Here is a 24,071-nt window from a genome sequence, read left to right as displayed (position 1 = left end):
CTATGAGCCCAACCCGCCGTTGCGCCGTCGTCGCCCACCGGGGCGGGGGCGGTGAGGTAGCCGAGAACACGTGGAGCGCCGTCGAGCACGTGGCCGCGCTCGGCCTGACCTGGATGGAGACCGACCTGCGGGCCACCGCCGACGGCGTCGTCGTCCTCTCCCACGACGCAGACCTGGCGCGCACCGCCGGTGACCCACGGCGCATCGCCGAGCTGACCTGGGAGGAACTGGCCGCCGTGGACGCCGGCGATGGGCGCCCGTTCGTGCGGCTGGACCAGGCGCTAACCGCTCACCCGGGGATCAGTTTCAACATCGATTTGAAGGATTCCGCCGTGCTCCAACCCGCCCTGCGGGCGGTGCGCGCCGCCGACGCGCTGGGACGGGTGCGTTTCGCCTCCTTCTCGGCACGGCGACTGGCCGTGCTGCGGCGTCAGGAGCCGCGGGCCACCACCTCCCTGGGGGTTGGCGACGTCGCCCGGCTCATGGTGCGCAGTCAGGCGGCCTTGCCGGTACGGCGCGGTCGGCGGACCGGAAGCAATGAGCAGGTAGACGCCGTGCAGGTGCCGATCAGCTTCCACCGCATACCCGTGGTCACCCCTCGCTTCATCTCCCAGGCGCACGCCTTCGGGATGGAGGTGCACGTGTGGACGGTGGACGATCCCGAGCAGATGCGCGCGCTGGCGAACAGCGGAGTCGACGCGGTCATCACCGACCGCCCCACCCTGGCGCTGGACGTGCTCGGTTGATGAGGCGGGTGCGGCCGTGGTGACAATTGCCTCATGACCGACGCCCGCACTCAGCCCGTCCAACACGTCGCCTCCACCCCGATCGCCGTCCCCACCGGTGAGGCCGGCCCGCGGGTGAACACCACCGCAGGGCCGGTGCGCGGTGTATGGCGAGACATCGTCTCCGCCCCGGATCGCGTCGGACCGGACGCCCGCTATCGGCGCTCGGCCGCCTTCTACGGCATTCCTTACGCCGAGGCGCCGGTGGGGGAGCGGCGCTTCATGGCACCGATACGGCGGGAGCCCTGGGACGAGGAACGTGCCGCAGTCGTCCCGGCCGCTACGCCGCAGCGCGGCTCCATCTTCACCGACCCGGCCATCCCCGAGCCGAGCGTGCCGGGAGACGATTTCCTCACCGTCAATGTCTTCACGCCTGCGCCCGGCGACGAGGATGCACAGCTGCCGGTGCTGGTGTGGATTCACGGCGGCGGCTGGACCTCCGGCTCCCACAACTCGCCCTGGTATGACGGCGCCGCCTTCAACCGCGACGGCGTGGTCACCGTGTCGGTCGCCTACCGGCTCGGATTCGACGGCTACGGATACATTCCCGACTCCGACGCCCCCTACAACCGGGCGGTCCTGGACCAGGTCATGGCCCTGGAGTGGGTGCGCGACAACATCACCCGCTTCGGCGGGGACCCGGGCCGAGTGACGATCGGCGGACAGAGCGCCGGCGGCGGCAACTGTCTGGTGCTGCTGGCGGCGCCCCGCGCCCGGGGCCTGTTCCACGGCATCATCTCCGAATCCGGTGCCGTTCCGGACCTGCCCGCCGCCCGCAACGCCGACAATGCCGCCCGCATGGCCGCCGCACTTGGCGTGGAGCCGACCCTCGCCGGATACCGCTCGTGCAGCTACGACGCCGTCTTCGCCGCGCAAAACGCTGTGAGCGGCACCGGCGAGCATATCGACGACGGCGGGGCCACCGCTGCCGGTCCAGACCCGGTCGCGGCCGTCGCCGGGGTGCTGGCCGGTATTGGCGAGCCCGACACCGGCATCCCGTTCAGCCCGACCGTCGACGGCGAGATTGTCACCGCCCCGATCCGGCAGGTCCTGCGCCGAGGCGACGGGGCGCAAGTTCCGGTCCTCGCGGGCTCAACCACACACGATTTCGCCTTCGCCGGCCTGGCCTATGTCGAGGCCATGGCGGACCGGGATCCGCGCGAGGTGCTGATAGGCGGCGGCATGAGCGAGGCCATGGCCGACCGACTGCTCGCCGCCCACCCCGAGCACGCCGACGCCCCACACCTGGTGATCGGCAACCTCATCTCCGACGCCACCTTCCACATTCCGCTCGCGGGCTGGTTCCTGGCCCGCGCCGAGTACGCCGAGGCGGCGGGCATGGGCGCCACCGGCGCGGGTACGAGTGTCACCGCCGCGGGCACTACCAACGCCGGTGAGGACATGGGCAAGGCGACGAGTGCCGTCGACGGTCCAGCCGGGAGCTACGCCTACGAGTTCAGCTACCGCTGCGGGCCGACCGGGCTCGCGACCCACTGCATGGAGATTCCCTTCGCCTTCGACTGCCTGAGCGAACCCTACTGCGAGCACACGCTCGGCGCGGCCCCGCCGCAGGCGCTCGCGGACGCCATGCACTCGGCCTGGGTGCGTTTCATCGAGACCGGTGAGCCCGGCTGGGAGCCTTGGACGGGGCGGAGTATTGGTCGCCGCTTCGGCGACAACCGCTCCGGGGCGCTGACCGTGGTGGAGGACCGCGTCATCTTCGACACCGACCGCGACCTCGCTGCCGGCGCCCGCTGATCGCAGTGCAGTAGCGTGCGGGGAACCCCGAAGCCCGGCCCCTACTGGTAACAACCCGACCTGTCTTGTGCCTATTTGGCTTGCCGGCCAGGCGCGCCGGCGGGCACAATTTAGGGGAGTCACCCGGCGGCATCCGGATGGCTCTCCGATGCAGGCGGATCAGTTGAGCCACCTGCCGAGGGCATCCACAAGGACACCAATGGCCCGGATCAGATGAGCGAGAGCCTCGAAGACTTCGCTCGCCTGCCGGGCCATTCCCTTGCCCTTGCGGGTTATAGGCGCGAACGTGTTGCTTTAGACCGGCGTGTCGGGGTGTTCTAGCTGGTTCGTCCGGCCCAGCCTTTGCGTTTCCAGAGGCCTTCTTCGGGGTTGTCGGCGCGAACGTGTGTGTGGTTCGGGCGCCCCCGGGCTCACTAGGTCCTGTTGTGTAAGTGCTTGGGTGGCGGTGCGCGGTTGGGTGGCGGTGTGTGGCTGTTGCGCCTGTCTGTTGGACCGCTGTTCCCCGGTTGGACCGCTGTTCCCCGGTTGGACCGCCGTAGCCGCCGGTTACAGCGGTCCAACGGGGCGTGGGCGGTCCAACGGGGCGTGGGCGGTCCAACCGGGGTGGTGCACTTCCACCGTTGGGTGCCTGCGGCGGTGCGGCCGGGCTTCTTCATAGGGGTCTGACAGATCGGGCAGAGCCTTGCTCGTAGGGACCGTGTTCTCACGGCCCGCACATCTACCCCCGAAAGTCAACCACCGCCCCGGGTTAACCTCCCAGGCCATAATCACCCCGACTTCCCCGCACCATACCAGCCGAAACCCCGATCTAAAACACCAAGTTCACGCCGATAACTCCCTCCTTCCTGGCTCCTAACCTTCTCGGCCAAGGACATGGCTTGTTCCGAGAGGAGGTGCCGAAGAAGGCATGCCCAGCATAGCGGCGGCCTCTGACACATTTCGGTGCTCGTGGACGAGGCGGCGGAAATGCGCAAGCACTGCATTACCGCATGGGCTCTTGTGGGTGTCGACCACGCTTGTCGCTGATTTTGATATTCCGACCTGTCCGTATCGGCAGGGATGACGGTTCGTACCTTCTGGTCGGCGAATCGTACTTTCTTACGACGGTTCGTGGGGTAGACGCACGAACCGTCGTCGTTCAAGGCGAATCGTTGCCTCTAACATACGAACCGTCAGCACATCTGACGAACCGTCGCCGTTCCGTACGAATCGTCGACGCGCAGACCACCAGTTGGCAGTCCAAATAGAAAGAAGCGGTCCAAACGGGGCAGGTCCGCGGCGGGCGGCCCACGACGCGCCGGTCTAGAGCGCCACGTTCACGCCAATAGCCCGCGCCCACGCCATTACTTCCCTGCTGACGACCTGCTGCCCCGCAGGATCGACGAAGCCCCCGCCGACTCGGGGTCGGACGGGGGCTCGGGGCCGGTGCCCCGGACAGGATTCGAACCTGCGACCTTCTGCTCCGGAGGCAGACGCTCTATCCACTGAGCTACCGGGGCCCGGGGCGTGACTGTACCAGCGTTCGGGCACGAGACGGAAACCGAGAGGCTGTGGCGTCCGACTATCCCGGAGCTGGGCATGATCCACGGCGGAGCTCCGACAATGCCGCAAGACTGTGGCTCGGTCGGTCGCCACCGGAACGCTACCGTCCCGAACAGTCGGCCCCGGCAGCGCGGGCTCCGGCGTTGGCGGCAGGCCGAACGGGCCAACACCTACTTCAAACGTTTGAACCTCTCGTTCAGACCGTTGAATGTTCGTACCTTGAGGGTACCCCCGCCGAGAGCACCGGCGCCTCGGCCGGGCAGGTTTGCACCGACGCAACACCGCAGAACAGGAATCTCATGGCCCAGAACCTCACTCAAACGGCTCAGGCCCCGGTCCCGCCCTTCGGCCTCCGGGACAAGATCGGTTATCTCTTCGGCGACTGGGGGAACGACTTCACCTTTCTCTTCGCCACCACCTACCTCATGGTCTTCTACACCAACGTCGCTGGCCTGAATCCGGCGCACGTAGGCACCCTGTTCCTCGCCGCGCGGGTGCTGGACGCCTTCACCGACGTCGGCTGGGGACACCTGTTGGATCGGATGCGTCCCTCCGCCACAGGCCGCTTCCGCCCTTGGATCCGGCGCATGGCGGTTCCCGTCGCCGTCGCGAGCTCACTGATGTACTTCTTCGGCATCGCCGGCTGGTCCTACGGCGGCAAGATGACCTACGCTGCGGTCACCTATCTGCTGTGGGGATCGGTCTGCTATACATCGGTGAACATCCCATACGGCTCAATGGCCTCCGTCATCACCTCCGATCCCGACGAACGCGCGCAGCTATCCGTGTTCCGCTCCTTTGGCGCCACCCTGGCCGGCATCATCGTCACCCTCATCCCGCCGCTGTTCCTGTACACCACCATCGAAGGCGTAAGCCAAGTAGTCCAGAAGAACTTCTTCTGGGGTGCCATCGGCGTGGGTGTGCTAGCAGTCTGCTGCTACCTGGTCTGCAATCGCCTGGTAACCGAGCGGGTGCACAAACCCGAGCCGCAGGGGCGCACGGACGGAGCCGAAGGACGCGGTTTCGGGGGTTTGATCATCTCCCTGTTCTCCAATCGGGCGCTACTGTCCCTGATCGGCTCTAACATTGTCCTCTTCCTCGCGGCCATGCTCTCAAGCACCATGCTGCCGTACATCTGGCTCTACCACTTCAACGACGGCAGACTCTCCGGGCCCGGCGGCCTGGTCAACTACATTCCCATCATCGCCCTGGCGCCGCTCGCCGCCGGGCTCGCCAGCCGTATCGGCAAGAAGGAGATCATCGGGGCCGGTGCGCTGGTCGCCGGGGGCATCTACGTCCTCGTGTACTTCATGCACATCCATAACCCGTGGGTGTACATCGCCCTGATGATGATCGCAGGCTTCGGCACGGCGCTGTACACCATGCTCGTCTGGGCCATGGTCACCGACGTCATCGACTATGAGGAGGTGCGCAGCGGTGAACGCGATGACGGCACCGTCTACGCCCTCAACACCTGGGCCCGCAAACTCAGTCAGGCCATCGCCGGCGGCCTGGGCGGCTATGCGCTCGGCTGGGTCGGATTCAACGCCGATACGACGCAACAGAGCGAATCCACCGTAAACGGCATCTACATGTTCGCCACCCTCGTCCCCGGCATCCTCTACGTGCTCGTCGGTCTGTTCATTCTGCTCGTGTATCCGCTCAGCAAGCGGCGCGTTGAGGAGAATGCTGCGATTCTTCAGGCACGGACCGATGCGGCGGGGCGGCCCGCCGTGGGGGAGAAGCATCCTTGAGCCCCGCCGTCATTCCGGCAACGACCAGGAGCACAACGATGACACGCCGACGCATCACGCTAAAGGACATTGCTCAACGGGCGCAGGTCTCCGTTTCAACAGTCTCCTACGCGCTGAACGATTCCACCACACTGGCGCTGTCCCCGCAGACTCGTGCCAGGATCCGCAAAATCGCCAAGGAGCTCGGCTATGTCCCCAACTCCTGGGCGAGGAACCTGCAGTCCAAGACATCGGGGACGGTTGGCGTGCTGCTCGACAAACCGCTCACATTGCCGCGCTACGCCGCGGTCATCGAGGGCATGCGTCCGATCCTGCGTGATCACGCCGTCGGCCTAACGCTGTTGGATCCCAGCGGGGAGAATGTTGAGGCGGGAGCACTCGAGGACTACCGATCCGGCCGCATCGACGGCTTGGTGTTCGTCGGACACGATGAGGCCTCCGCCTCCGGGTTCGTCCGCGACGCCGTGGCGCACTACTCGTTGCCATTCGTTGCGCTCGATTGTGGAATGGGGCAAACCGAACAGCCGTACTCCACCGTCGACTTCGACTACGCAGCCGGGGTAAGGCAGGTGATCGAGTATCTGACTGCCCGCGGCATCCGACGCCTCATCCATTTGCGGCCGACGGCGGATGCCCGGGCGGAACGCGAACGCGGAGCGGAACTGCTCAGGGCTGTAGCGGAGAATCCGGCGCTCAGTCTCCAGATCTGCTACAACGGCGTCGACGCGGTGACTCTTGCCTACTTGGATGCCCATGACACCGAAGCGGTGCGCCGTTACCAGGCCAGCGTCGCCAAGACTCTCACGCAGAGACTCTCCGAGTCGGCGACCCACCCGGAGCACACGGCAGTGCTGTGCAGCTGGGGTGCCGATGTGGAGGCAGCCGTTTGGGCGGTGCGCGAGCGCAGCCCTGGGACCACGGTTGCCGGGCTCGCCCAGGGGCAGCTCTCGCCGTCGCTTTGGCCAGAACTGGTTTACTCCCGCCTGCCGTTGGCTGAAGCGGGTCGTGAATGTGCCGAGGCCATCATCGAGGAAATGCACACCGACCCGCTTCACCGTCGGGTTCGCCTTATCCCACACCTGGAAGGGGGCGAGCACCTGGCCTAGCCGCGTCCGTGCCCACTCCTGCTGTGGCGTCCCCTCCTGACCTTGTCCGTAATCGCGCAACGCCGTGCTTCAATGAAAGGAATCCTCATGCCGGAACGAACCAACATCATCTTCATCATGTCTGATGACCATGCCGCTCACGCGATCTCCGCGTACGGCAGCCGCGTCAACCGCACGCCTCACATGGATCGTATCGCCAAGGAGGGCATGCGTCTGGATCGGGTCTACTGCACCAACTCGGTATGCGCTCCCTCCCGCGCCACCATCCTGACCGGCACCTACAGCCATATCAACGGCTGCTCGTCCATCTGGACGGAGATGGACTACCGGGTGCCCACCTTCATCGACGCCCTGCACGAGGCCGGATACCAGACCGCCATGTTCGGCAAATGGCACCTGGGGGAGAGCCCCCAGGCCGCCCCGCGCAGCTTCGACGCCTGGAAGGTTTTTCCCGGCCAGGGCGAGTACATCGACCCCGAGATGATCGATGCGACCGGCCGGCATCGTGTACCCGGGTACGCCACCGATATCGTCACCGACCTTTCCCTGCAGTTCCTCGAGCAGCGGGACAAGGACCGCCCCTTTGTCATGATGGTTCACCACAAGGCACCCCATCGGCCCTGGATACCGGACACCAAGCACAAGGACCTGTATGCCGACCTCGATATCCCGGAGCCCGAGACCTTCTTCGACGATCACGCCACCCGCTCTAAAGCGGTCCGCGGCGTCCACATGACCATCGCCGACGACCTGGCGGCAGAGGACCTCAAAGAACCGGTTCCCGAAGAGTTGCGCGGTCCCGAACGTCGTACCGAGCGCATGCGCTGGAAGTACCAGCGTTACATGCGCGACTATCTCCAGGTCGTGCAGTCCATTGACGACAATGTCGGCCGGCTGCTCGACTACCTAGATGCCAACGGGCTGGGAGACAACACCATGGTTGTCTACACCTCCGACCAGGGCTTCTTCCTCGGCGACCACGGCTGGTTCGACAAGCGCCTAATGTTCGACGAGTCCTTGCAGATGCCCATGCTCATTCGCTGGCCCTCCGTCATCGAGGCGGGATCGACCTGCGAGGCGATCATCACCAACGTCGACTTCGCCGCCACCTTCCTGGACGTCTGCGGCCTGGATGCGGCCGAAGTCCTGCCCACGAGCCAGGGACGCAGTTTCCTGCCGCTCCTGCGCGGACAGCAGGTCGAGGACTGGCCCGACGCCGTCTACTACCGCTATTGGGAGCACGACGATCCCATCCACCACGCACCGGGCCACTACGGGATCCGCACCGCGGAATACAAGCTCATCTACTACTACGGCGCCGGATTGGGAGTGCCGGGATCCTCGGACAAGCTCTACGACCCCGAGTGGGAGCTGTACGACCTCACTGTCGATCCCGCCGAGCTCAATAACGTCGCCGACGACCCCGCCTATGGCGGCATCAAGGCTGAGCTTGAGGCGAAGCTGGCGCAGATGCAGACCTACTACCGGGACGAGCCCTACGCCGGGCCCGGCACCCCGCACCCCGAGTGGGCCCCGTACGATCACGAGGTGATGGCCCTCATCGAGAAGTACGTGGCCAATCTCGAGGCCACGTCCTGACACCGACCGCATGAGAGGAGCGGCGGGCGGTTCTAAACATGTGGCCGCCCGCCGATGCCCATGAATCCTTCCCCCAGCCTGCGCCGCAGACCGTTCCACCTGGTGGCCAAGCCCACGGGAGCCGCCTGCAACCTCGACTGCTCATACTGCTTCTTCCTGTCCAAGGAAGCTCTGTGGGACCCCAGTGGGCAACGCATGAGCGAGCCGGTTCTGCGCCGCTTCCTACAGCGTTATCTGGCCGCCCAGCCCGACGGCGAGGTCGAGATTGCCTGGCAGGGCGGTGAACCCACCATGCGGGGCCTCGACTTCTTCCGCCGCGCCGTCGAGATCGCCACCGAGCTCAAACGTCCGCGGCAGTCCGTGCGCCATTCGATCCAGACGAATGCAACACTGATAGATGCCCGGTGGGCGCGTTTCCTGGCGGAGAATCGTTTCCTGGTCGGTGTCTCCATAGACGGTCCAGAGGACCTGCACGACGCCTATCGGGTGAACAAGGCGGGAAGGGGTACCTATCGGCAGGTCGTGCGAGGCCTACGGCTGCTCCAGGAGCACGGCGTCGAGACCAACATCCTGTGCACCGTCAACGCGGCCAACGCCGCGCAACCGCTGCGCGTATACCGTCACCTGCGCGACGGGCTGGGCGCAAACTTCATCCAGTTCATCCCCATCGTCGAGCGGGTTTCAGCCGGCGAGGAGGATGTGGCCGAGGCGGGATGGCGCGATCCGGAAGGAAGGCGTGTCCTGTACCGACAGGAGGGCGCAGGCACGACTTCGCGTTCCGTTCCGCCCCGCGCCTGGGGGGAATTCCTCTGTGCCATCTATGACGAATGGCTGGCTCACGATGTCGGTCGGGTGTTCATCCAGCACATTGAGGTCATGGTGGGCGCAGCCCTGGGTCGCTACTCGTTGTGCGCGCACGCACCTGAATGCGGAACCGCCCTGGCGATCGAACACAATGGCGATGTCTACAGTTGTGACCACTTCGTCGAACCGGGCTACCGCCTGGGCAGCGTCCTGTCCTCAGAGTTCACGCAGATGCTCAACTCGCCCGAGCAAAGACGATTCGGAGCCGACAAGCGCACCCTGCTGCCGCGTCAGTGCAGGCAGTGCCCGGTGCGGTGGGCATGCAACGGCGGCTGTCCCAAGGACCGTTTCGATACCACCGCGGACGGTGAGTCGGGCCAGAACCACCTGTGCGCCGGCTACTACGCGTTCTTCACCCATGCGGCGCCCGGGGTCCTACGCATGGCCGACGCCGTCAGGCAGGGGATTCCGGCCGCTCGGGTGCTCGGAGCCGAGCCATGATCGTGCTCGCATTGGCGGTCGGAATCGGGGTCGGACTCGTGGTCGGAGCCCTCGGCGCGGGCGGAGGAATCCTGTCGGTTCCGGTGTTCGTCTACCTGCTCGGACAGGACGCGCACACCGCGGCAGCATCCTCCCTGGTGGTCGTAGGGACAACGGCGGCGGTGAGTCTGCCCCACCATGCCAGGAGCGGTGGGGTGCAGTGGCGGCGGGGAGCGCTGTTCGCCGTGGTCAGTGTGATCGGATCGGTGCTGGGCTCGAGAGCCTCGGTGCTCGTGCCCGCCGGGGTATTGATGGCACTGTTCTCGGCACTGCTGGCCGCCGCCGGCACTGTCATGTTGCGGAAAGGATGGCGAGCGCGGCGCGAGTCGCCCGCTCCGGCTAACGCACCAGGGGCTGGACGCGGACCGGCGACGGTAATTGCGGCGGCCCTATGCGCCGGCTTCCTCACCGGCTTCCTCGGCGTCGGGGGAGGCTTCGTCGTCGTGCCGATGCTAGTGCTCGTTCTGGAACTGGATATGCGCCGCGCTGCCGGCACCTCCCTGCTGATCATGGTGATCACCTCTCTAAGTGGCTTGTTAGCACGCGTCGGTACCGGAATCCAGATCGACTGGGGCCTGACACTGGCCTTCGCGGCATCCAGCATGGTCGGCGGTCTGCTAGGCGGTCCCCTTTCGACAGGTGCAAAACCGTGGGTACTGACATCGGTATTCGGGGCACTGCTCCTGGTGGTCTCGATTGTCGTCGCTGTTTCCACGCTGAGCGGGTTCATGACCTGATATCGGGACCTCTACCTCAGCCGTTGCCGGTCAATGTCAGTACGACCAGCGCGAGGTTGAGCACGATGATGAGTCCTGCGGCCGCGCGGGACGTCCAGCGCAGGACCACACCGTCTCGCCACCGCCCCATGAGCTGCTCCGAACCCGTGGCCCGCATGAGCGGCACGATCGCGAGCGGGATCCCGAAGGACAACACCACCTGGCTGAGCACGAGTGCCCAGGTCGGCTCCGCCCCGACGGCGATGATGATCAGCGCGGGCACGAGGGTGACCGCGCGGCGTGCCAGCAGCGGTACGCGGATGTGCAGCAGTCCGGCCATGATCTCGCTGCCGGCGTAGGCGCCCACCGACGTCGACGCCAACCCGGAGGCGAGCAGCCCGATTGCGAACACGACGCCGACGACCGGCCCCAGTGAGGCGGTGATGGCAGCGTGTGCCCCTTCGATCGTGTCGGTGCCGCTGGCCCCGGACAGGGCCGCGGCGGCCAGCAGCAGCAGCGCGATATTGACGGCGCCCGCCAGCGCCAGCGCCCAGATCACGTCCACCCGGGTGGCGCGGATCAGGCGGCCGGTGCGCTCCTGCCCGGAGGGGACGGCGTCGGCGGCGGGGGAGATGTCGGGAGCGGCGGCCGAGTCGTTGTCGGGAATCGGCGTGGCGGTGCGATCGGCTGCCAGCCGGTCGGCATGGCCCTCCCCGAGTTCTTCGTGGTGGTCGCGCACCAGGGAGGAGTGCAGGTAGATGGCGTGCGGCATGACGGTGGCGCCGAGCATGGAGGCGGCCACCAGCAGGCTGCCGGATCCCCTCAGTCGGGGAATCAGGCCGGCGAAGGTCTCGCCCCAGTCGGGTGGTGAGATGAACAGCCCGCCCATGAAGCCGATCGTCACCACCACCAGGAGCGCGACCACCGCTCCCTCAAAGGTGCGCTGACTGCGGCGCTCCTGCAGTGCCAGCAGCAGCATGGACACGGCGCCGATAATCACGCCGCCGGTCAGCAGCGGGATATTGAACAGCAGGTGCAGGGCGACGGCGCCCCCGATCACCTCGGCCAGGTCGGTGGCGGCGGCGACCAGCTCCGCCTGCGCCCAGTAGGCCAGGCGGGTGCCACGGCCGAGGCGGTCCCCGAGCACCTGCGGCAGCGAGCGGCCGGTGACGATGCCGAGCTTGGCGCTCTGGTACTGGATCAGCACCGCCATGGCGTTGGCCAGTACCAGTACCCACACGAGCGTGTAGCCGTAGCGGGCGCCGGCGGTGATGTTGGCAGCCACGTTGCCGGGGTCCACGTAGGCGACCGCAGCGACGAAGGCCGGGCCGAGCAGCGCCAGCAGCCGATGGCGTGGCGGGTTCGGCTTCGGCTCGTGCCTGCGCACGATGGCGTCGACGGCGTCGGTGGCGTTGCCGGGATCGGGCACGGTCGGCCTCCTCACATGGTTTCGGATACCCGAAACTCTACTCCTTTGCGGCCCTGTTCGTGCGCCGGGCGTATGACGGACCCATATCGACCGACCTCGGCACGTAACGTCCACCGATCTGGGCGCGTGAGTTCCACCGATCTCGGTGCGTTGCTTATGCCGGTTTCGGCGCGTTGGGGCGGTGCCGGTACGCTGGCGCGCGTGACCCCAGAAGAGCTCGCCGAAGCGATCCGCAACGTCCTCATCGCCGCCGTCACTGACGGCAGCCTCGCCCTGCCCGTGGACGAGGTGCCGGTCCCCAAGGTCGAGCGCCCCCGCTCCCGCGAGCACGGCGACTGGGCCACCAACGTCGCCATGCAGCTGGCCAAGAAGGCCGGCACCAACCCGCGCGCCCTGGCCCAGTTGCTGGCCGAGCGCGTAGGCGCCCTGGACGGCGTGGCCTCCGCCGAGGTCGCCGGACCCGGCTTCCTCAACATCCGCCTGGACGCCGCCAGCGCCGGCGAGCTCGCCCGCACCATCGTCACCGCCGGCACCGCCTACGGCACCAACGACTCCCTGGCCGGCCAGCACATCAACCTCGAGTACGTCTCCGCCAACCCCACCGGCCCGGTGCACCTGGGCGGAGCCCGTTGGGCCGCCGTCGGCGACTCCCTGGCCCGCATCATGACCGCCTGCGGTGCCGAGGTCACCCGCGAGTACTACTTCAACGACCACGGCACCCAGATCGACCGCTTCGCCCGCTCCCTGCTCGCCGCCGCCCGCGGCCAGGAGACCCCCGAGGACGGCTACGGCGGCTCCTACATCGGTGAGATCGCCGCCCGGGTAACCGCGGACGAGGCCGGCGCCGGCCGTCCCGACCCCGCCACCCTGCCCGACGTCGAGGCCACCGAGGTCTTCCGGGCCCGCGGCGTCGACCTGATGTTCGCCGCCGTGAAGGCCGAACTGCACGACTTCCGTACCGACTTCGACGTCTTCTTCCACGAGGACTCCCTGCACACCTCCGGCGCCGTCGAGCGCGCCATCGGCCGCCTGCGTGAGCGCGGTGTCATCTTCGAGGCCGACGGCGCCACCTGGCTGCGCACCACCGACTTCGGCGACGACAAGGACCGCGTCCTGATCAAGTCCGACGGCGATCCCGCCTACTTCGCCGCCGACGTCGCCTACTACCTGGACAAGCGCGCCCGCGGCGCCGACTGCGCCATCTACCTGCTCGGCGCCGACCACCACGGCTACATCGGCCGCATGATGGCCATGTGCGCCGCCTACGGCGACGAGCCCGGCGTCAACATGCAGATCATCATCGGTCAGCTGGTCAACCTGGTGCGCGACGGGCAGCCGGTGCGCATGTCCAAGCGCGCCGGCACCGTGGTCACGCTGGAGGACCTGGTCGACGCCGTCGGCGTGGACGCGGCCCGCTACGCGCTGGCCCGCTCCTCCATGGACTCCATGATCGATATCGACTTGAATCTGCTGGCCTCCACCTCCAACGACAACCCCGTCTACTACGTCCAGTACGCCCACGCCCGCATCCGCTCCGTGGCGCGCAACGCCGCCGAGCGGGGCGTGAGCCGCGACGCCGGCTTCGACCCCGCCCAGCTGGACACCCCCCACGACTCTCAGCTGCTGGGTGTGCTCGCCCAGTATCCGGCCATCGTCGCCCAGGCCGCCGCCCTGCGCGAGCAGCACCGCGTGGCCCGCTACCTGGAGACGCTCGCCGCCGCCTACCACACCTGGTACGGCGCCACCCGCGTCACCCCGCGCGGCGACGATCCGGTCGACGCCGGGCACGTCGCCCGTCTGTGGGTCAACGACGCCGTCGGGCAGGTCATCGCCAACGGCCTCGGCCTGCTGGGCGTGACCGCCCCGGAGCGCATGTGATGGGCGCCGTACCCGCGGGCGAGGCCCCTCTCGGCACCCTGGCCGCCCCCGAGCCCGAGGCGCGCCCCGACCTGTGGCCGTCGACCGCCCGCCGCGGCGCCGACGGCGCCCTGGAGATCGGCGGCCGCAGCGTGGGGGAGATACTCGCCGACGCCCCCACCCCCGTGTTCGTCCTGGACGAGGCCGACCTGCGCGGCCGCGCCGCCACCTGGGCCGCCGCCATGGCGGAGGAGTTCTGGTCCGGCTACGGCATGGTCGGCGGCGAGGCCTACTACGCCGGCAAGGCCTTCCTGACGACCCGCGTGGCCCGCACCGTCTTGGCGGAGGGCATGGGCATCGACACCGCCTCCGCCGGTGAGCTGGCCGTGGGCGTGGCCGCGCTCGCCGCTCTCGACGGCGAGGAGGCCACCTTGCGCGCCGGCCGACTGGGCCTGCACGGCAACGGCAAGACCCGCACCGAGATCCGTACCGCCCTCGCCCACCGGGTGGGGCACCTGGTTCTGGACTCGGCCGAGGAGATCGAGTTGGCGGCCGCCGCCGTGCGCGAACTGCGCGAGACCGGCCACTATGCCCCCGCGGAGACCGGCTCGGTCATGCTGCGCTTGACCACCGGCATCCACGCCGGCGGGCACGAGTACATCTCCACCGCCCACGAGGACCAGAAGTTCGGCATCTCCGTGGCCACGGGCGCGGCGCTGGACGCCGCCCGCGCCGTCGTCGCCGCCCCGGAGCTGACCCTGCACGGGCTGCACTCCCACATCGGCTCCCAGATCTTCGACCTGGCCGGATTCCGGGAGGCGGTCGGCGTCGTGCTGCGCCTGCGCCACCAGATCGCCGCGGCCACCGGGGTGCTGTGCGAGGAGGTGGACCTGGGCGGCGGCTACGGCATCGCCTACACCGGCGCCGACCCGGTCGCGCCCTCACCCGCCGAGGTCGCCCGCGCCCTGGCCGAGGCGGTCCACTTGACGTGCACCGAACTCGGGGACGCCGTGCCGCACGTGTCGGTTGAGCCCGGCCGCTCAATCGCCGGGCCGGCCATGGTCACCCTGTACACGGTGACCGGGCTCAAGCGCGTCCAGCTGGGGGAGGGGGCCGCCCGCCTGTATGTGAGCGTGGACGGCGGCATGAGCGACAACATCCGCCCCGCCCTGTACGACGCCGCCTATACGGCCCTGGTGGCCAACCGGCGCCCCGACCCGGAGGCAGGACTGGTGCGTGCTCGCGTGGTCGGCAAGCACTGTGAGAGCGGAGACGTGGTCGTGCGCGACGTGGACCTGCCCGCAGACCTGGCCGTCGGCGATGTTCTTGCGGTGCCGGCGACCGGCGCCTACGGGCGCTCCATGGCCTCCAACTACAACCTGTTCACCCGGCCCGGCGTCGCCTGGGTTGAGGACGGCCGGCAGGGCTGGGTGCTGCGCCCGGAGACCATTGCCGACCTGCTCGCCCTGGAGGGGGACTAGGCCGACGGTTCTGCCGGGTCGAGTGCGCGGAGCCCTTGTGCGCGGGCGGCTTTGGCCAGGCGCGCGTCATGAGTGAGGACCGTCACCGGGTCGCGCGGGTCATGCAGGATGAGGGCTGTGGCCAGGTGAATCGCATCCAGCGACTTGAGCTCGCTGGTCAGTGCCTTGGCTCGGTCTATCACGGCGTCATTGATTGCGCATAGCCCAATCATCCGCAGTGCCGTGTCAGCAACGGCCAGTGCATGCTTCTCCCGGCGCAACGCCCTGAATACCTCGAGTTCTAGTAATGCCGAGGAGAGCAGCCTGTCTTCCGTAGCAGCGAGGTGAGCGGAGACCGCCTCATGACCGGGTTGGGCCAGGAGCACTAGGAGCACGGCGGAGGTATCAAGGTAGATCACCGTTCTTCCTCTCGTTCAGCCATGAAGTCGGCGTACAGCTGAGCGCCGTTTGGAACATTGATACTGGGCAGCGGGCCGGTTCGCTCGTGTGTGGCTTCGTGGATGAGTCCTTCGCGCAGCAGACGCTCGTAGGGTGTCTCCTCGGGTTCGATCGGCATCAGGCGGACGACCGGGCGGCCCCGGTCGGTGATGGTGACGGGGCGACCGGATGAGACGACGTCGGCGACGATGCGTCCGGAGCGCTGGTTGAGTTCGCGCAGGCTGACGGTGCGGTTGCTGGCAGCGACGGCGGGGCCGGAGCCGGAGGACTGCGCCGGGGTGCCATGCGGGCTGCCCACGGGTTGAGCGTTCATGACTGGATTATCCCAAATGTTCTACATGCTCTACAAGAGTCTGCTCGGCGGGGTGCCGTGCGCACCGAGTCATAGGGGAAGGCCCCTACTCCTTGAGGAGGAGGGATGGGAGCTGTGATTCCACCCCGGGGATGTACTGCGCGGATGAGATCTTCCTTACTGTCGGGATATGGACACGATGCGTTCTTCCCTGGAGACCCCGCCCCCGGCGTGGGGACGCCATGACGAGCCGATGGGGCAGCGCCGCGGCACCGTCGGGCGGGGAAGCGACGGCATGCTGGTTGTCTGGGCGCTGCTGACCTGCATGCTGGTCGGCCTGCTGCTAGCCGTCGCCGTCACCCCGTCCCTGTACAACGCCTCGGGGCTCGCGCTGAGCCTGTCGGCGCTGGCCGGCTGGGGTGTCCTCAGCGCCAAGGTGCTGCATGGTCTGCGCTGATGCCCACCCTGACTGATCTCGGCATGTAACTGTCGACCGACCTCGGTGCGGATGTGAGAGGCGGCGGCGCCTGCTCGATGGCGCCGCCTATGCTGTGCCGAGTCACGCTCGTCCGCCCGGCGAGCCCGCACACATTCGCGAGGTGGTTCCCTTGAATCAGCAGGCACCCCAGGACGCCCCACCGTCGGCCGCGCTCCGCCCAGGCCGGGTAGCAAGACCTGCGCAGCCGGCCAGGCGCGCCGCCGGTGCGGCCGACCGCCCCACACTGCGCGTCGGAGTCCTCGGATCCGGCACCGTCGGCACCCAGGTGATCCGCCTGCTGCTGGAACAGGCCGACGACTTCGCCGCCCGCTCCGGTGCCCGCTTGGAGATCACCGGCGTGGCCGTGCGCGATGTCGATGCCCCCCGCGACGAGGCGGTCCCGCGCCAGCTGCTCACCGACGACGCCGAGTCCGTCGCCACCTCCAACGACATCGTCATCGAACTCATCGGCGGCATCGAGCCGGCCCGCACCCTCATCCTGGCGGCCTTCGAATCCGGGGCCAGCGTCATCACCGGAAACAAGGCACTCATCGCCGCCCACGGCCCCGAGCTGTACGCGGCGGCCGCAGCCGCCAACACCGACTTCTACTACGAGGCCGCCGTCGCCGGCGCCATCCCGGTGGTCTACGCCCTGCGCGAGTCCATGGCCGGTGACCGCGTCACCAGTGTGCTCGGCATCGTCAACGGCACCACCAACTACATCCTGGACGAGATGAGCACCAAGGGTCTGTCATTCGACGCCGCCCTGGCCGCCGCCCAGGAACTCGGCTACGCCGAGGCCGACCCCACCGCCGACGTCGACGGTCTCGACGCCGCCGCCAAGGCCGCCATCATCGCCTCCCTCGCCTTCCACACCCGAGTGGGAATGGACGACGTCGAGGTCGAGGGTATCCGCTCCATCACCGCCGACGACATCCGCGAGGCTCACGCCTCCGGCTGCGAGCTCAAGCTCCTGGCCATCGCCCAGCGGGTCAGCAGCGAGCCCGACGGCGTAGAGGGCATCTCCGTGCGCGTACATCCCGCCCTGGTCCCGGCCGACCACCCGCTGGCCAGCGTCCACGGCGGCTTCAACGCGGTCCTGGTGGACGCCGAGGCCGCCGGCCGCCTGATGTTCTACGGGCAGGGAGCCGGCGGGGCCCCCACCGCCTCCGCCGTACTCTCCGACGTCGTCGCCGCCGCCGCCCACCGCGTCAACGGCGGGCAGGCGCCCCGCGAGTCCAGCTACGCCGACCTGCCCATCCTCGCCCCGGAGCAGGCCCTGACCCGCTACCAGATACAGCTCCGGGTGGCCGACGCACCCGGCTCACTGGCCGCCGTCGCCCAGGTCTTCGGCGATCACGACGTGTCCATCAACTCCGTGCGGCAGGCCAGCTACGTGGACGTCGGCGACGAGTTGGCGCTGGTCACCATCGTCACTCACGCCGCCCCCGTGTCCCGGCTGGAGGCGGCCGTGGACGGGCTGCGGGCGCAGGAACGCGTCGCCGAGGTCGTTTCCACCCGCCGCGTCGAGGGGCTGTGACGCCGCAATGAGACTGGCCAACGAACGCGCAGCGGTGCGCGTGCCCGCAACTACCGCGAATATGGGCCCCGGCTTCGACTCCTTCGGCATGGCCTTCACCTACTACGACGAGGTCGAGGTTCGCCCCGTTGTGGGCCCCACCAACGTCGCTGTCGAAGGCGTGGGGGAGGGAGTCGTCCCCACCGACGACTCCAACCTGGTGGTGCGCGCCCTGCGCGCCGGCCTGGACGCCGCCGGCGCGCCGCAGGCCGGTTTCGAGATGCGCTGCATCAACCGCATCCCCCACGGCGGCGGTATGGGCTCCTCGGCGAGCGCTGCCGTAGCCGGCCTGATGCTCGCCCGCGGCCTACTGTCAGACCCGGACGCACTGCCCGATGAGGAGATCTTCCGGATCGCCACCGGCTTCGAGGGGCACCCCGACAACGTCGCCCCCGCCGTATTCGGCGGAGCCACCGTCGCCTGGATCGAGACGGACGGAACCCCGCGTGCCGCACCCATGCCCGTGGACGCGAGCCTGGCGGTCAGCCTGCTCGTGCCGCCGTCGACGACGCGGCTCAGCACCGAGGAGGCGCGCAAGGTCCTGCCCGACTCGGTGCCGCGCGCCGACGCCCTGTTCAACACCTCCCGCGCCGCCATCCTCATGCTGGCGCTCGCGGGCCGACCGGACCTGCTGATGGCCGGGACCGAGGACCGCCTTCACCAGGAGTACCGGCGCGGCGTCCTGCCCGCCTCCATGGCCGTCATGGACTCACTGCGCGAGCAGGGCTACCCGGCGGTCATATCCGGCGCCGGCCCCACGGTGCTCGTGCTGGCGGACCTATCCCAGCAGACCCGCTTCACCCTGGAGCGGCACGGGTGGATGGTGCTGCGCCCCGGCATTGACCTGGACGGCGCGCAGCTGGTTGGGCCGCTGCGCTGATGTCACCCAGTAATGTCATCTAGCAAAGGGGAGAGGATTCACACTCCCTGTGCATCGCGTGGCGAGTCGAACCACGCGCAAGGTCTGCTAGTGTTTGCACCGACGGTAAGCCGAAACGAAGCGGCACGCCGTATGCGCACCAGGCTGAGGCCGCAGGCCCTGCCATGGACCTCATTGGTGCACGACTTCATCCCGTGATATTCCGGGACAGTCCCAGATACATCTGCCTTACCTGGCGGATGCTCACACCGTTAAGGACACTCGTGACCGAGATTTCCAGCGCCCGCCCTCCGCTGTCCACCATGCGGCTGGCCGAGCTTCAGCAGCTCGCCTCAACCATGGGGCTAAAGGGCACCTCACGCATGCGGAAGAGCGAACTCATCGCCGCCATCCGCGAACACCAGTCCGGCAACTCCGCCGCCACCCCGACGGCGCAACAGACCGAGCCGATCGAACCCACTACTCCCATCCGGAGCCGCGGTCGGGCCGCCCGCAAGACCGCCGCCTCCGCTCCGGAGACGAGCGCCGATGCCGCCGTCACCGCGTCGGCGGCGCCAGCACCCGCCGCACAGGCGGACACTGAATCGCCCGCGCCGCAGGCCGGCGAGCGCGCTGCCCGCGGCCGTTCCCGCCGCCGCGTAACCGCCGCTGCCGGCGCCCCCCAGGACGTGTCCTCCACAGCGGAGGTCCCCCTGGTACTAGACCTTCCCGAGCGCTCGCAGGCCCCTGAACCCGCCGCGGAGCCCAGCCGGGGCGGCCGCCCGGCCCGCCGCGAACCCCAGGCGCACGAGGGACACGATGGCCCCCGTCGCCCCCGGCGCCGCGCCCAGGCCCCCTCCGGCGCCCCCGAGCGCCGCAACGGCAACGAGGATGCCGCCGAGGATCACGCCGACGCCAAGGCCGCCCTGATGCGCGACTTGGCCGACGCCACCGGCAACCCCGCCGTCGAACTCGGCGAGCGTCGTCGTCGCGGCGGCAACGACTGGGAGGCCCAGGTCGAAGAGGATAACCGCGGTGGACGTCGGCGTCGGGGCCGCAAGCGCCGCGATCGTGACGGCCGGGACTTTGACGGCAACCAGGACTCCCGGGGCCAGCAACAGGCCCGCGAGGAGGAGGTCCTGCTGCCGGTAGCCGGCATCCTCGACATGGCCGACCACCAGCACGCCTACCTGCGTACCTCCGGCTACCTGCCCGGACCGAAGGACGTGTACGTCAACGCCCAACAGATCAAGGACAACGGTCTGCGCGCAGGCGACGCCATCACCGGCTGGGTGCGCGAGAACGGTGATGCCTCCGGCCCCAACCCCGGCTCCGGGCGCGGTCGTCGTCAGAACCGCACAAACCGGCTTAAGTACAAGCCGCTGGTGTCGGTGGAGACCGTCAACGGCATGGATCCGGAGCGCGCCAAGCGTCGTCCCGAGTTCACCAAGCTCACCCCCCTGTACCCGCAGGAGCAGCTGCGCCTGGAAACCACGCCCAAGGCACTCACCCCGCGCATCATCGACCTGGTCGCCCCCATCGGCAAGGGCCAGCGTGGACTGATCGTCTCCCCGCCCAAGGCCGGTAAGACGATCATCCTGCAGCAGATCGCCAACGCGATCTCCGTGAACAACCCCGAGGCGCACCTGATGGTGGTGCTCGTTGACGAACGCCCCGAGGAGGTCACCGACATGCAGCGCACGGTCAAGGGAGAGGTCATAGCCTCTACCTTCGACCGGCCCGCCTCCGACCACACTACCGTCGCCGAGCTCGCAATCGAGCGCGCCAAGCGGCTGGTTGAGCTGGGACAGGACGTGGTGGTGCTGCTCGACTCCATCACCCGCCTGGGTCGCGCTTACAACCTGGCCGCGCCCGCCTCCGGCCGCATCCTGTCCGGTGGTGTGGACGCCAGCGCCCTGTATCCGCCCAAGCGCTTCTTCGGTGCCGCCCGCAACATTGAGAACGGCGGCAGCCTGACGATCCTGGCCACCGCCCTGGTGGAGACTGGCTCCAAGATGGACGAGGTCATCTTCGAGGAGTTCAAGGGCACCGGCAACATGGAGTTGCGCCTGTCGCGGCAGCTGGCCGAGCGGCGCGTCTTCCCCGCCGTCGACGTCGCCGCCTCCTCCACGCGCCGTGAGGAGCTGCTCATCGACCCCGCCCAGTTGAAGATCATGTGGCGGCTGCGGCGCCTCTTCTCCGGCCTGGAGCAGCAGCAGGCCCTGGAGCTGGTGCTCGGCAAGCTCAAGGAGACCCAGTCCAACGCGGAGTTCCTCATGGTCATCTCCAAGACGACCCCGCAGGGCACCTCCCTGGCCGACGCCGACGACGACTCCAAGCTCGTCTGACCGTTCGTCTGAGCCACGCCGCCCGCCCGGGACTTCCGGGCGGGCGGCGTGGTTTCCGGCGCGCAGTGTTCACGGTGGCGGCAGCGCCCCGCCGGCGGCGGCGTGCTGCGCCTCACCACGGCACGACGTTGTGACCGGCCGGGCGGGCTGGCACAATATCCGACTGGCCTCCGGTTCACCCGCGCGCCCGTGTGGGACCCGGGACCCTCAGAATCCTTAAGGAGAAACATGAAGCAGGGTATCCACCCCGAATACGTGCCCACCAAGGTCACGTGCACCTGCGGCAACACCTTCGAGACCCGCTCCACCGTCGCCTCCGGTGAGATCCGCGTGGACGTGTGCTCGGAATGCCACCCCTTCTACACCGGTAAGCAGAAGATCCTCGACACCGGTGGTCGCGTGGCCCGCTTCGAGGCCCGCTACGGCAAGCGCAAGAAGTAAGCGCACAAGCTTTTTCGCTTCGGCGACTCGACCTTGGGGTACGCTCCACGACCGCACAATGCGCGTGGAACGTACCCCAAGGTCGTAATCTGTCGCCGTTGTATCCCGTCCGCCCGCGCCAGGCGGAGAAAGGTGAGTCGTGAGCGCCGAGGACTTCTCCGCCGTCGCGCCCCTGTTGCAGGAGCATGCCGACATTGAGCGGCAAATGGCAGATCCCGCCGTCGCCTCCGACCCCGGTGCCCTGCGTCGCCTCGGGCGCCGCTACGCCGAGCTCGGACGCATCGTGGAAGCACACCGGGCCTGGAGTGCCGCCGCCGCGGACCTGGCCGATGCCGTCGAGCTGGCGCGTGACGATGCCGACTTCGCGGCCGAGCTGCCCGCCCTGCGTCAGGCCGAGCAGGACGCCGCCGCTCACCTGCGTGAGGTGCTGGCCCCGCACGACCCCGACGACGCCCGCGACGTCATCATTGAGGTCAAGGCCGGAGAGGGCGGGGAGGAATCCGCCCTGTTCGCCTCCGACCTGGCCCGCATGTACACCCGCTACGCCGAACGCATGGGCTGGGCCGTGGAGGTCATGGACGCCACCGACTCCGAGCTCGGCGGCTACAAGGACGTGCGCCTGGCCATCAAGGCGAAGGGAGCCGTCGAGCCGGCCGACGGCGTGTGGGCGCACCTGAAGTACGAGGCGGGAGTGCACCGGGTCCAGCGCGTACCCGTCACCGAGAGCCAGGGGCGCATCCACACCTCCGCAGCCGGTGTGCTGGTGATGCCGGAGGTCGACGACCCAGGCGAGCTGGAGATCGACCCCGCCGACCTGCGCATCGACGTGTTCCGCTCCTCCGGGCCCGGCGGGCAGTCCGTGAACACCACCGACTCCGCCGTGCGCATCACCCACCTGCCCACCGGGATCGTAGTGTCCATGCAGAATGAGAAGTCCCAGTTGCAGAACAAGGAGGCGGCCCTGCGCGTGCTGCGGGCGCGGCTGCTCGCCGAACGCGCCGCCGCCCAGGCCGCCGAGGCCGCGGCCACGCGCCGCTCCCAGGTCCGCACGGTCGACCGCTCCGAACGCATCCGCACCTACAACTTCCCCGAGAACCGCATCGCCGACCACCGCACCGGCTACAAGGCCTACAACCTCGACGCCGTGCTCGACGGCGACCTCGGCCCGGTCATCGACTCGGCCATCGCCATGGATGAGGCCGAGCGCCTGGCCGCCGCCGGCGAGCAACCGTGACCGCACTCGACCGCTACGCGCTGCGGCGCCTCGTGCGCGAGGCGGGGCAGACGCTGGCTCGGGCGGGGGTCGCCTCGCCGGACGTCGACGCCCGGCTACTGGCCGAGCACCTGCTGGGCTGCCCGGTGCTGCTCGCCGACGGCGCCCCGGAGGGCTTTGCCCCCGCATACGCGGAATTGGTGGAGCGCCGGGCCGCCCGTGAGCCGCTGCAGCACATCCTGGGCGTGATGTGGTTCCGGGGGCTGGAGCTCACCTGCCGACCAGGCGTGTTCATCGTCCGCCCCGAGACGGAGGTCGTGGCCGGGGCGGCGGTCGATGCCGCCCGCGCCGTCGCGGCGGAACAGGGACGCGCCCCCGTGGTCGTCGACCTGTGCACCGGCTCGGGCGCCATCGCCGTTGCGGTCGCCGCGGAGGTTCCCACCGCCCGCGTGTGGGCGGTGGAGGAGGACGGCGTCGCCGTCGCACTGGCGCGCGAGAACTGTGAACGCCTGATGCCGGGCCGGGTGAAGGTGATCCGCGGTGATGCCACCGACCCGGCCGTGCTCGCAGAACTGGACGGGAACGTAGATGTGGTGGTTGCCAACCCGCCGTACGTGCCCGCGGGAGCGGTGGAGGATCTGGAGACCGAGCGGCATGACCCGGACCTGGCCCTGTACGGCGGGGGAGTGGACGGTTTGCGCGTGCCGCGCGCCGTCGTCACCCGGGCCAGGGCCTTGCTGCGCCCCGGCGGCGTTCTGGTCATGGAGCACGACCCCAGCCAGGCCGCGCCGTTGCGGGCCGCCTCCCGGGAGGCCGGATTCGCTAAAGCCACCACCGGAGCGGACCTGACCGGGCGGGGCCGCTTCCTGCGGGCGGTACGGTAGGGTGACCGGCTGCAAGCGTGGCGGCTCGGTCGAGGGGAGTCCTGCCAGACCCCGTTTCCTGGGACCTGGAAGCCCCGGTTGGATCGCGGCATGGTTCTGTGCGCCGACAGGCAGGACCCGCTTCGCGACGGGCACCCTGGCCGGCAACACCACGTCGCCGGGGCTCAC

At 68.7% G+C, this 24,071-nt stretch carries 19 protein-coding genes, 1 tRNA gene and 1 pseudogene; 16 read left to right on the top strand and 5 right to left on the bottom strand.

The genetic code is table 11. The annotated features are described in order from the left end of the window. Window positions 1–2: 2 nt before the first annotated feature. Together ACGLYG10_RS00490 and ACGLYG10_RS00485 are read left to right on the top strand one after the other, a co-directional pair. Window positions 3–746, top strand: coding sequence for a glycerophosphodiester phosphodiesterase family protein (locus ACGLYG10_RS00490; protein WP_073327045.1), 744 nt, complete (start codon window positions 3–5; stop codon window positions 744–746). Between the two features lie 33 nt (window positions 747–779). Beyond that, window positions 780–2,543 carry a carboxylesterase/lipase family protein gene (locus ACGLYG10_RS00485; protein WP_073327043.1) on the top strand — a complete coding sequence of 588 codons (1,764 nt, stop codon included), beginning with the start codon at window positions 780–782 and terminating at the stop codon, window positions 2,541–2,543. A 608-nt stretch (window positions 2,544–3,151) separates the two neighbouring features. Here ACGLYG10_RS00485 and ACGLYG10_RS16920 read toward each other — a convergent pair. Beyond that, window positions 3,152–3,250, bottom strand: a pseudogene (locus tag ACGLYG10_RS16920) (transposase-like zinc-binding domain-containing protein); the annotation flags it as partial. Window positions 3,251–3,969: 719 nt separating this feature from the next. Further along, window positions 3,970–4,042 (bottom strand) — tRNA-Arg (locus ACGLYG10_RS00475). Between the two features lie 342 nt (window positions 4,043–4,384). On the opposite strand from ACGLYG10_RS00475, the gene ACGLYG10_RS00470 reads away from it, so the two are divergent. The 5 genes from ACGLYG10_RS00470 (at window position 4,385) to ACGLYG10_RS00450 (ending at window position 10,625) form a co-directional block, all read left to right on the top strand. Beyond that, window positions 4,385–5,839 carry an MFS transporter gene (locus tag ACGLYG10_RS00470; protein ID WP_073327040.1) on the top strand — a complete coding sequence of 485 codons (1,455 nt, stop codon included), beginning with the start codon at window positions 4,385–4,387 and terminating at the stop codon, window positions 5,837–5,839. After that, entirely contained in the window at window positions 5,836–6,945 is a 1,110-nt protein-coding gene (locus ACGLYG10_RS00465) for a LacI family DNA-binding transcriptional regulator (protein WP_139240673.1), read from the top strand. The genes ACGLYG10_RS00470 and ACGLYG10_RS00465 overlap by 4 nt, the downstream gene beginning before the upstream one ends. Before the next feature lie 87 nt (window positions 6,946–7,032). Then, window positions 7,033–8,544 carry a sulfatase family protein gene (locus ACGLYG10_RS00460; RefSeq protein WP_083565238.1) on the top strand — a complete coding sequence of 504 codons (1,512 nt, stop codon included), beginning with the start codon at window positions 7,033–7,035 and terminating at the stop codon, window positions 8,542–8,544. 60 nt (window positions 8,545–8,604) lie between these two features. Then, entirely contained in the window at window positions 8,605–9,849 is a 1,245-nt protein-coding gene (locus ACGLYG10_RS00455) for an anaerobic sulfatase maturase (protein ID WP_073327754.1), read from the top strand. Continuing rightward, window positions 9,846–10,625 (top strand): sulfite exporter TauE/SafE family protein, encoded by a 780-nt coding sequence (locus ACGLYG10_RS00450; RefSeq protein ID WP_073327035.1) that lies wholly within the window; start codon window positions 9,846–9,848, stop codon window positions 10,623–10,625. Before ACGLYG10_RS00455 ends, ACGLYG10_RS00450 begins: the two co-directional genes overlap by 4 nt. Window positions 10,626–10,641: 16 nt before the next feature. On the opposite strand, the gene ACGLYG10_RS00445 is transcribed toward ACGLYG10_RS00450, so the two are convergent. Next, a complete protein-coding gene (locus ACGLYG10_RS00445) occupies window positions 10,642–11,991 on the bottom strand; it encodes an Nramp family divalent metal transporter (protein WP_073327752.1) in 1,350 nt (449 codons plus the stop codon). 243 nt (window positions 11,992–12,234) lie between these two features. Here ACGLYG10_RS00445 and argS point away from each other — a divergent pair, with 243 nt between their 5' ends. Both argS and lysA read left to right on the top strand, forming a co-directional pair. Further along, window positions 12,235–13,911, top strand: coding sequence for an arginine--tRNA ligase (gene argS / locus ACGLYG10_RS00440; protein WP_170866416.1), 1,677 nt, complete (start codon window positions 12,235–12,237; stop codon window positions 13,909–13,911). Continuing rightward, entirely contained in the window at window positions 13,911–15,371 is a 1,461-nt protein-coding gene (lysA, locus tag ACGLYG10_RS00435; RefSeq protein WP_073327033.1) for a diaminopimelate decarboxylase, read from the top strand. Before argS ends, lysA begins: the two co-directional genes overlap by 1 nt. On the opposite strand, the gene ACGLYG10_RS00430 is transcribed toward lysA, so the two are convergent. Then, entirely contained in the window at window positions 15,368–15,769 is a 402-nt protein-coding gene (locus tag ACGLYG10_RS00430) for a PIN domain-containing protein (protein ID WP_073327031.1), read from the bottom strand. The genes lysA and ACGLYG10_RS00430 overlap by 4 nt on opposite strands. Further along, window positions 15,766–16,122, bottom strand: a complete 357-nt coding sequence (locus ACGLYG10_RS00425) for a type II toxin-antitoxin system Phd/YefM family antitoxin (RefSeq protein WP_083565236.1) — start codon at window positions 16,120–16,122, stop codon at window positions 15,766–15,768. The genes ACGLYG10_RS00430 and ACGLYG10_RS00425 overlap by 4 nt, the downstream gene beginning before the upstream one ends. A gap of 169 nt (window positions 16,123–16,291) precedes the next feature. Here ACGLYG10_RS00425 and ACGLYG10_RS00420 point away from each other — a divergent pair, with 169 nt between their 5' ends. From ACGLYG10_RS00420 to prmC, 7 genes are all read left to right on the top strand, one after another. Continuing rightward, window positions 16,292–16,558 carry a hypothetical protein gene (locus ACGLYG10_RS00420; protein ID WP_073327030.1) on the top strand — a complete coding sequence of 89 codons (267 nt, stop codon included), beginning with the start codon at window positions 16,292–16,294 and terminating at the stop codon, window positions 16,556–16,558. Between the two features lie 265 nt (window positions 16,559–16,823). Beyond that, window positions 16,824–18,119, top strand: a complete 1,296-nt coding sequence (locus ACGLYG10_RS00415; protein WP_073327749.1) for a homoserine dehydrogenase — start codon at window positions 16,824–16,826, stop codon at window positions 18,117–18,119. 7 nt (window positions 18,120–18,126) lie between these two features. Beyond that, window positions 18,127–19,038 (top strand): homoserine kinase, encoded by a 912-nt coding sequence (gene thrB, locus ACGLYG10_RS00410; RefSeq protein WP_073327029.1) that lies wholly within the window; start codon window positions 18,127–18,129, stop codon window positions 19,036–19,038. Window positions 19,039–19,301: 263 nt separating this feature from the next. Continuing rightward, window positions 19,302–21,365 carry a transcription termination factor Rho gene (gene rho / locus ACGLYG10_RS00405; protein WP_073327028.1) on the top strand — a complete coding sequence of 688 codons (2,064 nt, stop codon included), beginning with the start codon at window positions 19,302–19,304 and terminating at the stop codon, window positions 21,363–21,365. Window positions 21,366–21,593: 228 nt separating this feature from the next. Further along, complete coding sequence (gene rpmE, locus ACGLYG10_RS00400; RefSeq protein WP_073327027.1) at window positions 21,594–21,806, top strand: 50S ribosomal protein L31; 213 nt, start codon at window positions 21,594–21,596, stop codon at window positions 21,804–21,806. Between the two features lie 139 nt (window positions 21,807–21,945). Then, window positions 21,946–23,040, top strand: a complete 1,095-nt coding sequence (gene prfA / locus ACGLYG10_RS00395) for a peptide chain release factor 1 (protein ID WP_073327025.1) — start codon at window positions 21,946–21,948, stop codon at window positions 23,038–23,040. Beyond that, on the top strand, window positions 23,037–23,903 hold the full coding sequence (gene prmC / locus ACGLYG10_RS00390) for a peptide chain release factor N(5)-glutamine methyltransferase (protein ID WP_073327024.1): 867 nt from the start codon (window positions 23,037–23,039) through the stop codon (window positions 23,901–23,903). The genes prfA and prmC overlap by 4 nt, the downstream gene beginning before the upstream one ends. Window positions 23,904–24,071: the final 168 nt, after the last annotated feature.

Source organism: Actinomyces glycerinitolerans (assembly GCF_900098745.1).
GTDB lineage: Bacteria > Actinomycetota > Actinomycetes > Actinomycetales > Actinomycetaceae > Actinomyces > Actinomyces glycerinitolerans.
Note: the sequence above shows the minus strand (reverse complement) of the source record. Positions and strands in the feature narration are given on the sequence as shown.

Excerpts from the sequence above, each read along its gene's own strand:
- ACGLYG10_RS00485 (WP_073327043.1), top strand. The coding sequence starts at position 780 with ATGACCGACGCCCGCACTCAGCCCGTCCAACACGTCGCCTCCACCCCG.
- ACGLYG10_RS00470 (WP_073327040.1), top strand. The coding sequence starts at position 4,385 with ATGGCCCAGAACCTCACTCAAACGGCTCAGGCCCCGGTCCCGCCCTTC.
- lysA (WP_073327033.1), top strand. The coding sequence starts at position 13,911 with ATGGGCGCCGTACCCGCGGGCGAGGCCCCTCTCGGCACCCTGGCCGCC.
- ACGLYG10_RS00425 (WP_083565236.1), bottom strand. The coding sequence starts at position 16,122 with ATGAACGCTCAACCCGTGGGCAGCCCGCATGGCACCCCGGCGCAGTCC.
- ACGLYG10_RS00490 (WP_073327045.1), top strand. The coding sequence starts at position 3 with ATGAGCCCAACCCGCCGTTGCGCCGTCGTCGCCCACCGGGGCGGGGGC.
- ACGLYG10_RS00420 (WP_073327030.1), top strand. The coding sequence starts at position 16,292 with ATGGACACGATGCGTTCTTCCCTGGAGACCCCGCCCCCGGCGTGGGGA.
- rpmE (WP_073327027.1), top strand. The coding sequence starts at position 21,594 with ATGAAGCAGGGTATCCACCCCGAATACGTGCCCACCAAGGTCACGTGC.
- ACGLYG10_RS00460 (WP_083565238.1), top strand. The coding sequence starts at position 7,033 with ATGCCGGAACGAACCAACATCATCTTCATCATGTCTGATGACCATGCC.
- ACGLYG10_RS00455 (WP_073327754.1), top strand. The coding sequence starts at position 8,605 with ATGAATCCTTCCCCCAGCCTGCGCCGCAGACCGTTCCACCTGGTGGCC.
- ACGLYG10_RS00450 (WP_073327035.1), top strand. The coding sequence starts at position 9,846 with ATGATCGTGCTCGCATTGGCGGTCGGAATCGGGGTCGGACTCGTGGTC.
- thrB (WP_073327029.1), top strand. The coding sequence starts at position 18,127 with ATGAGACTGGCCAACGAACGCGCAGCGGTGCGCGTGCCCGCAACTACC.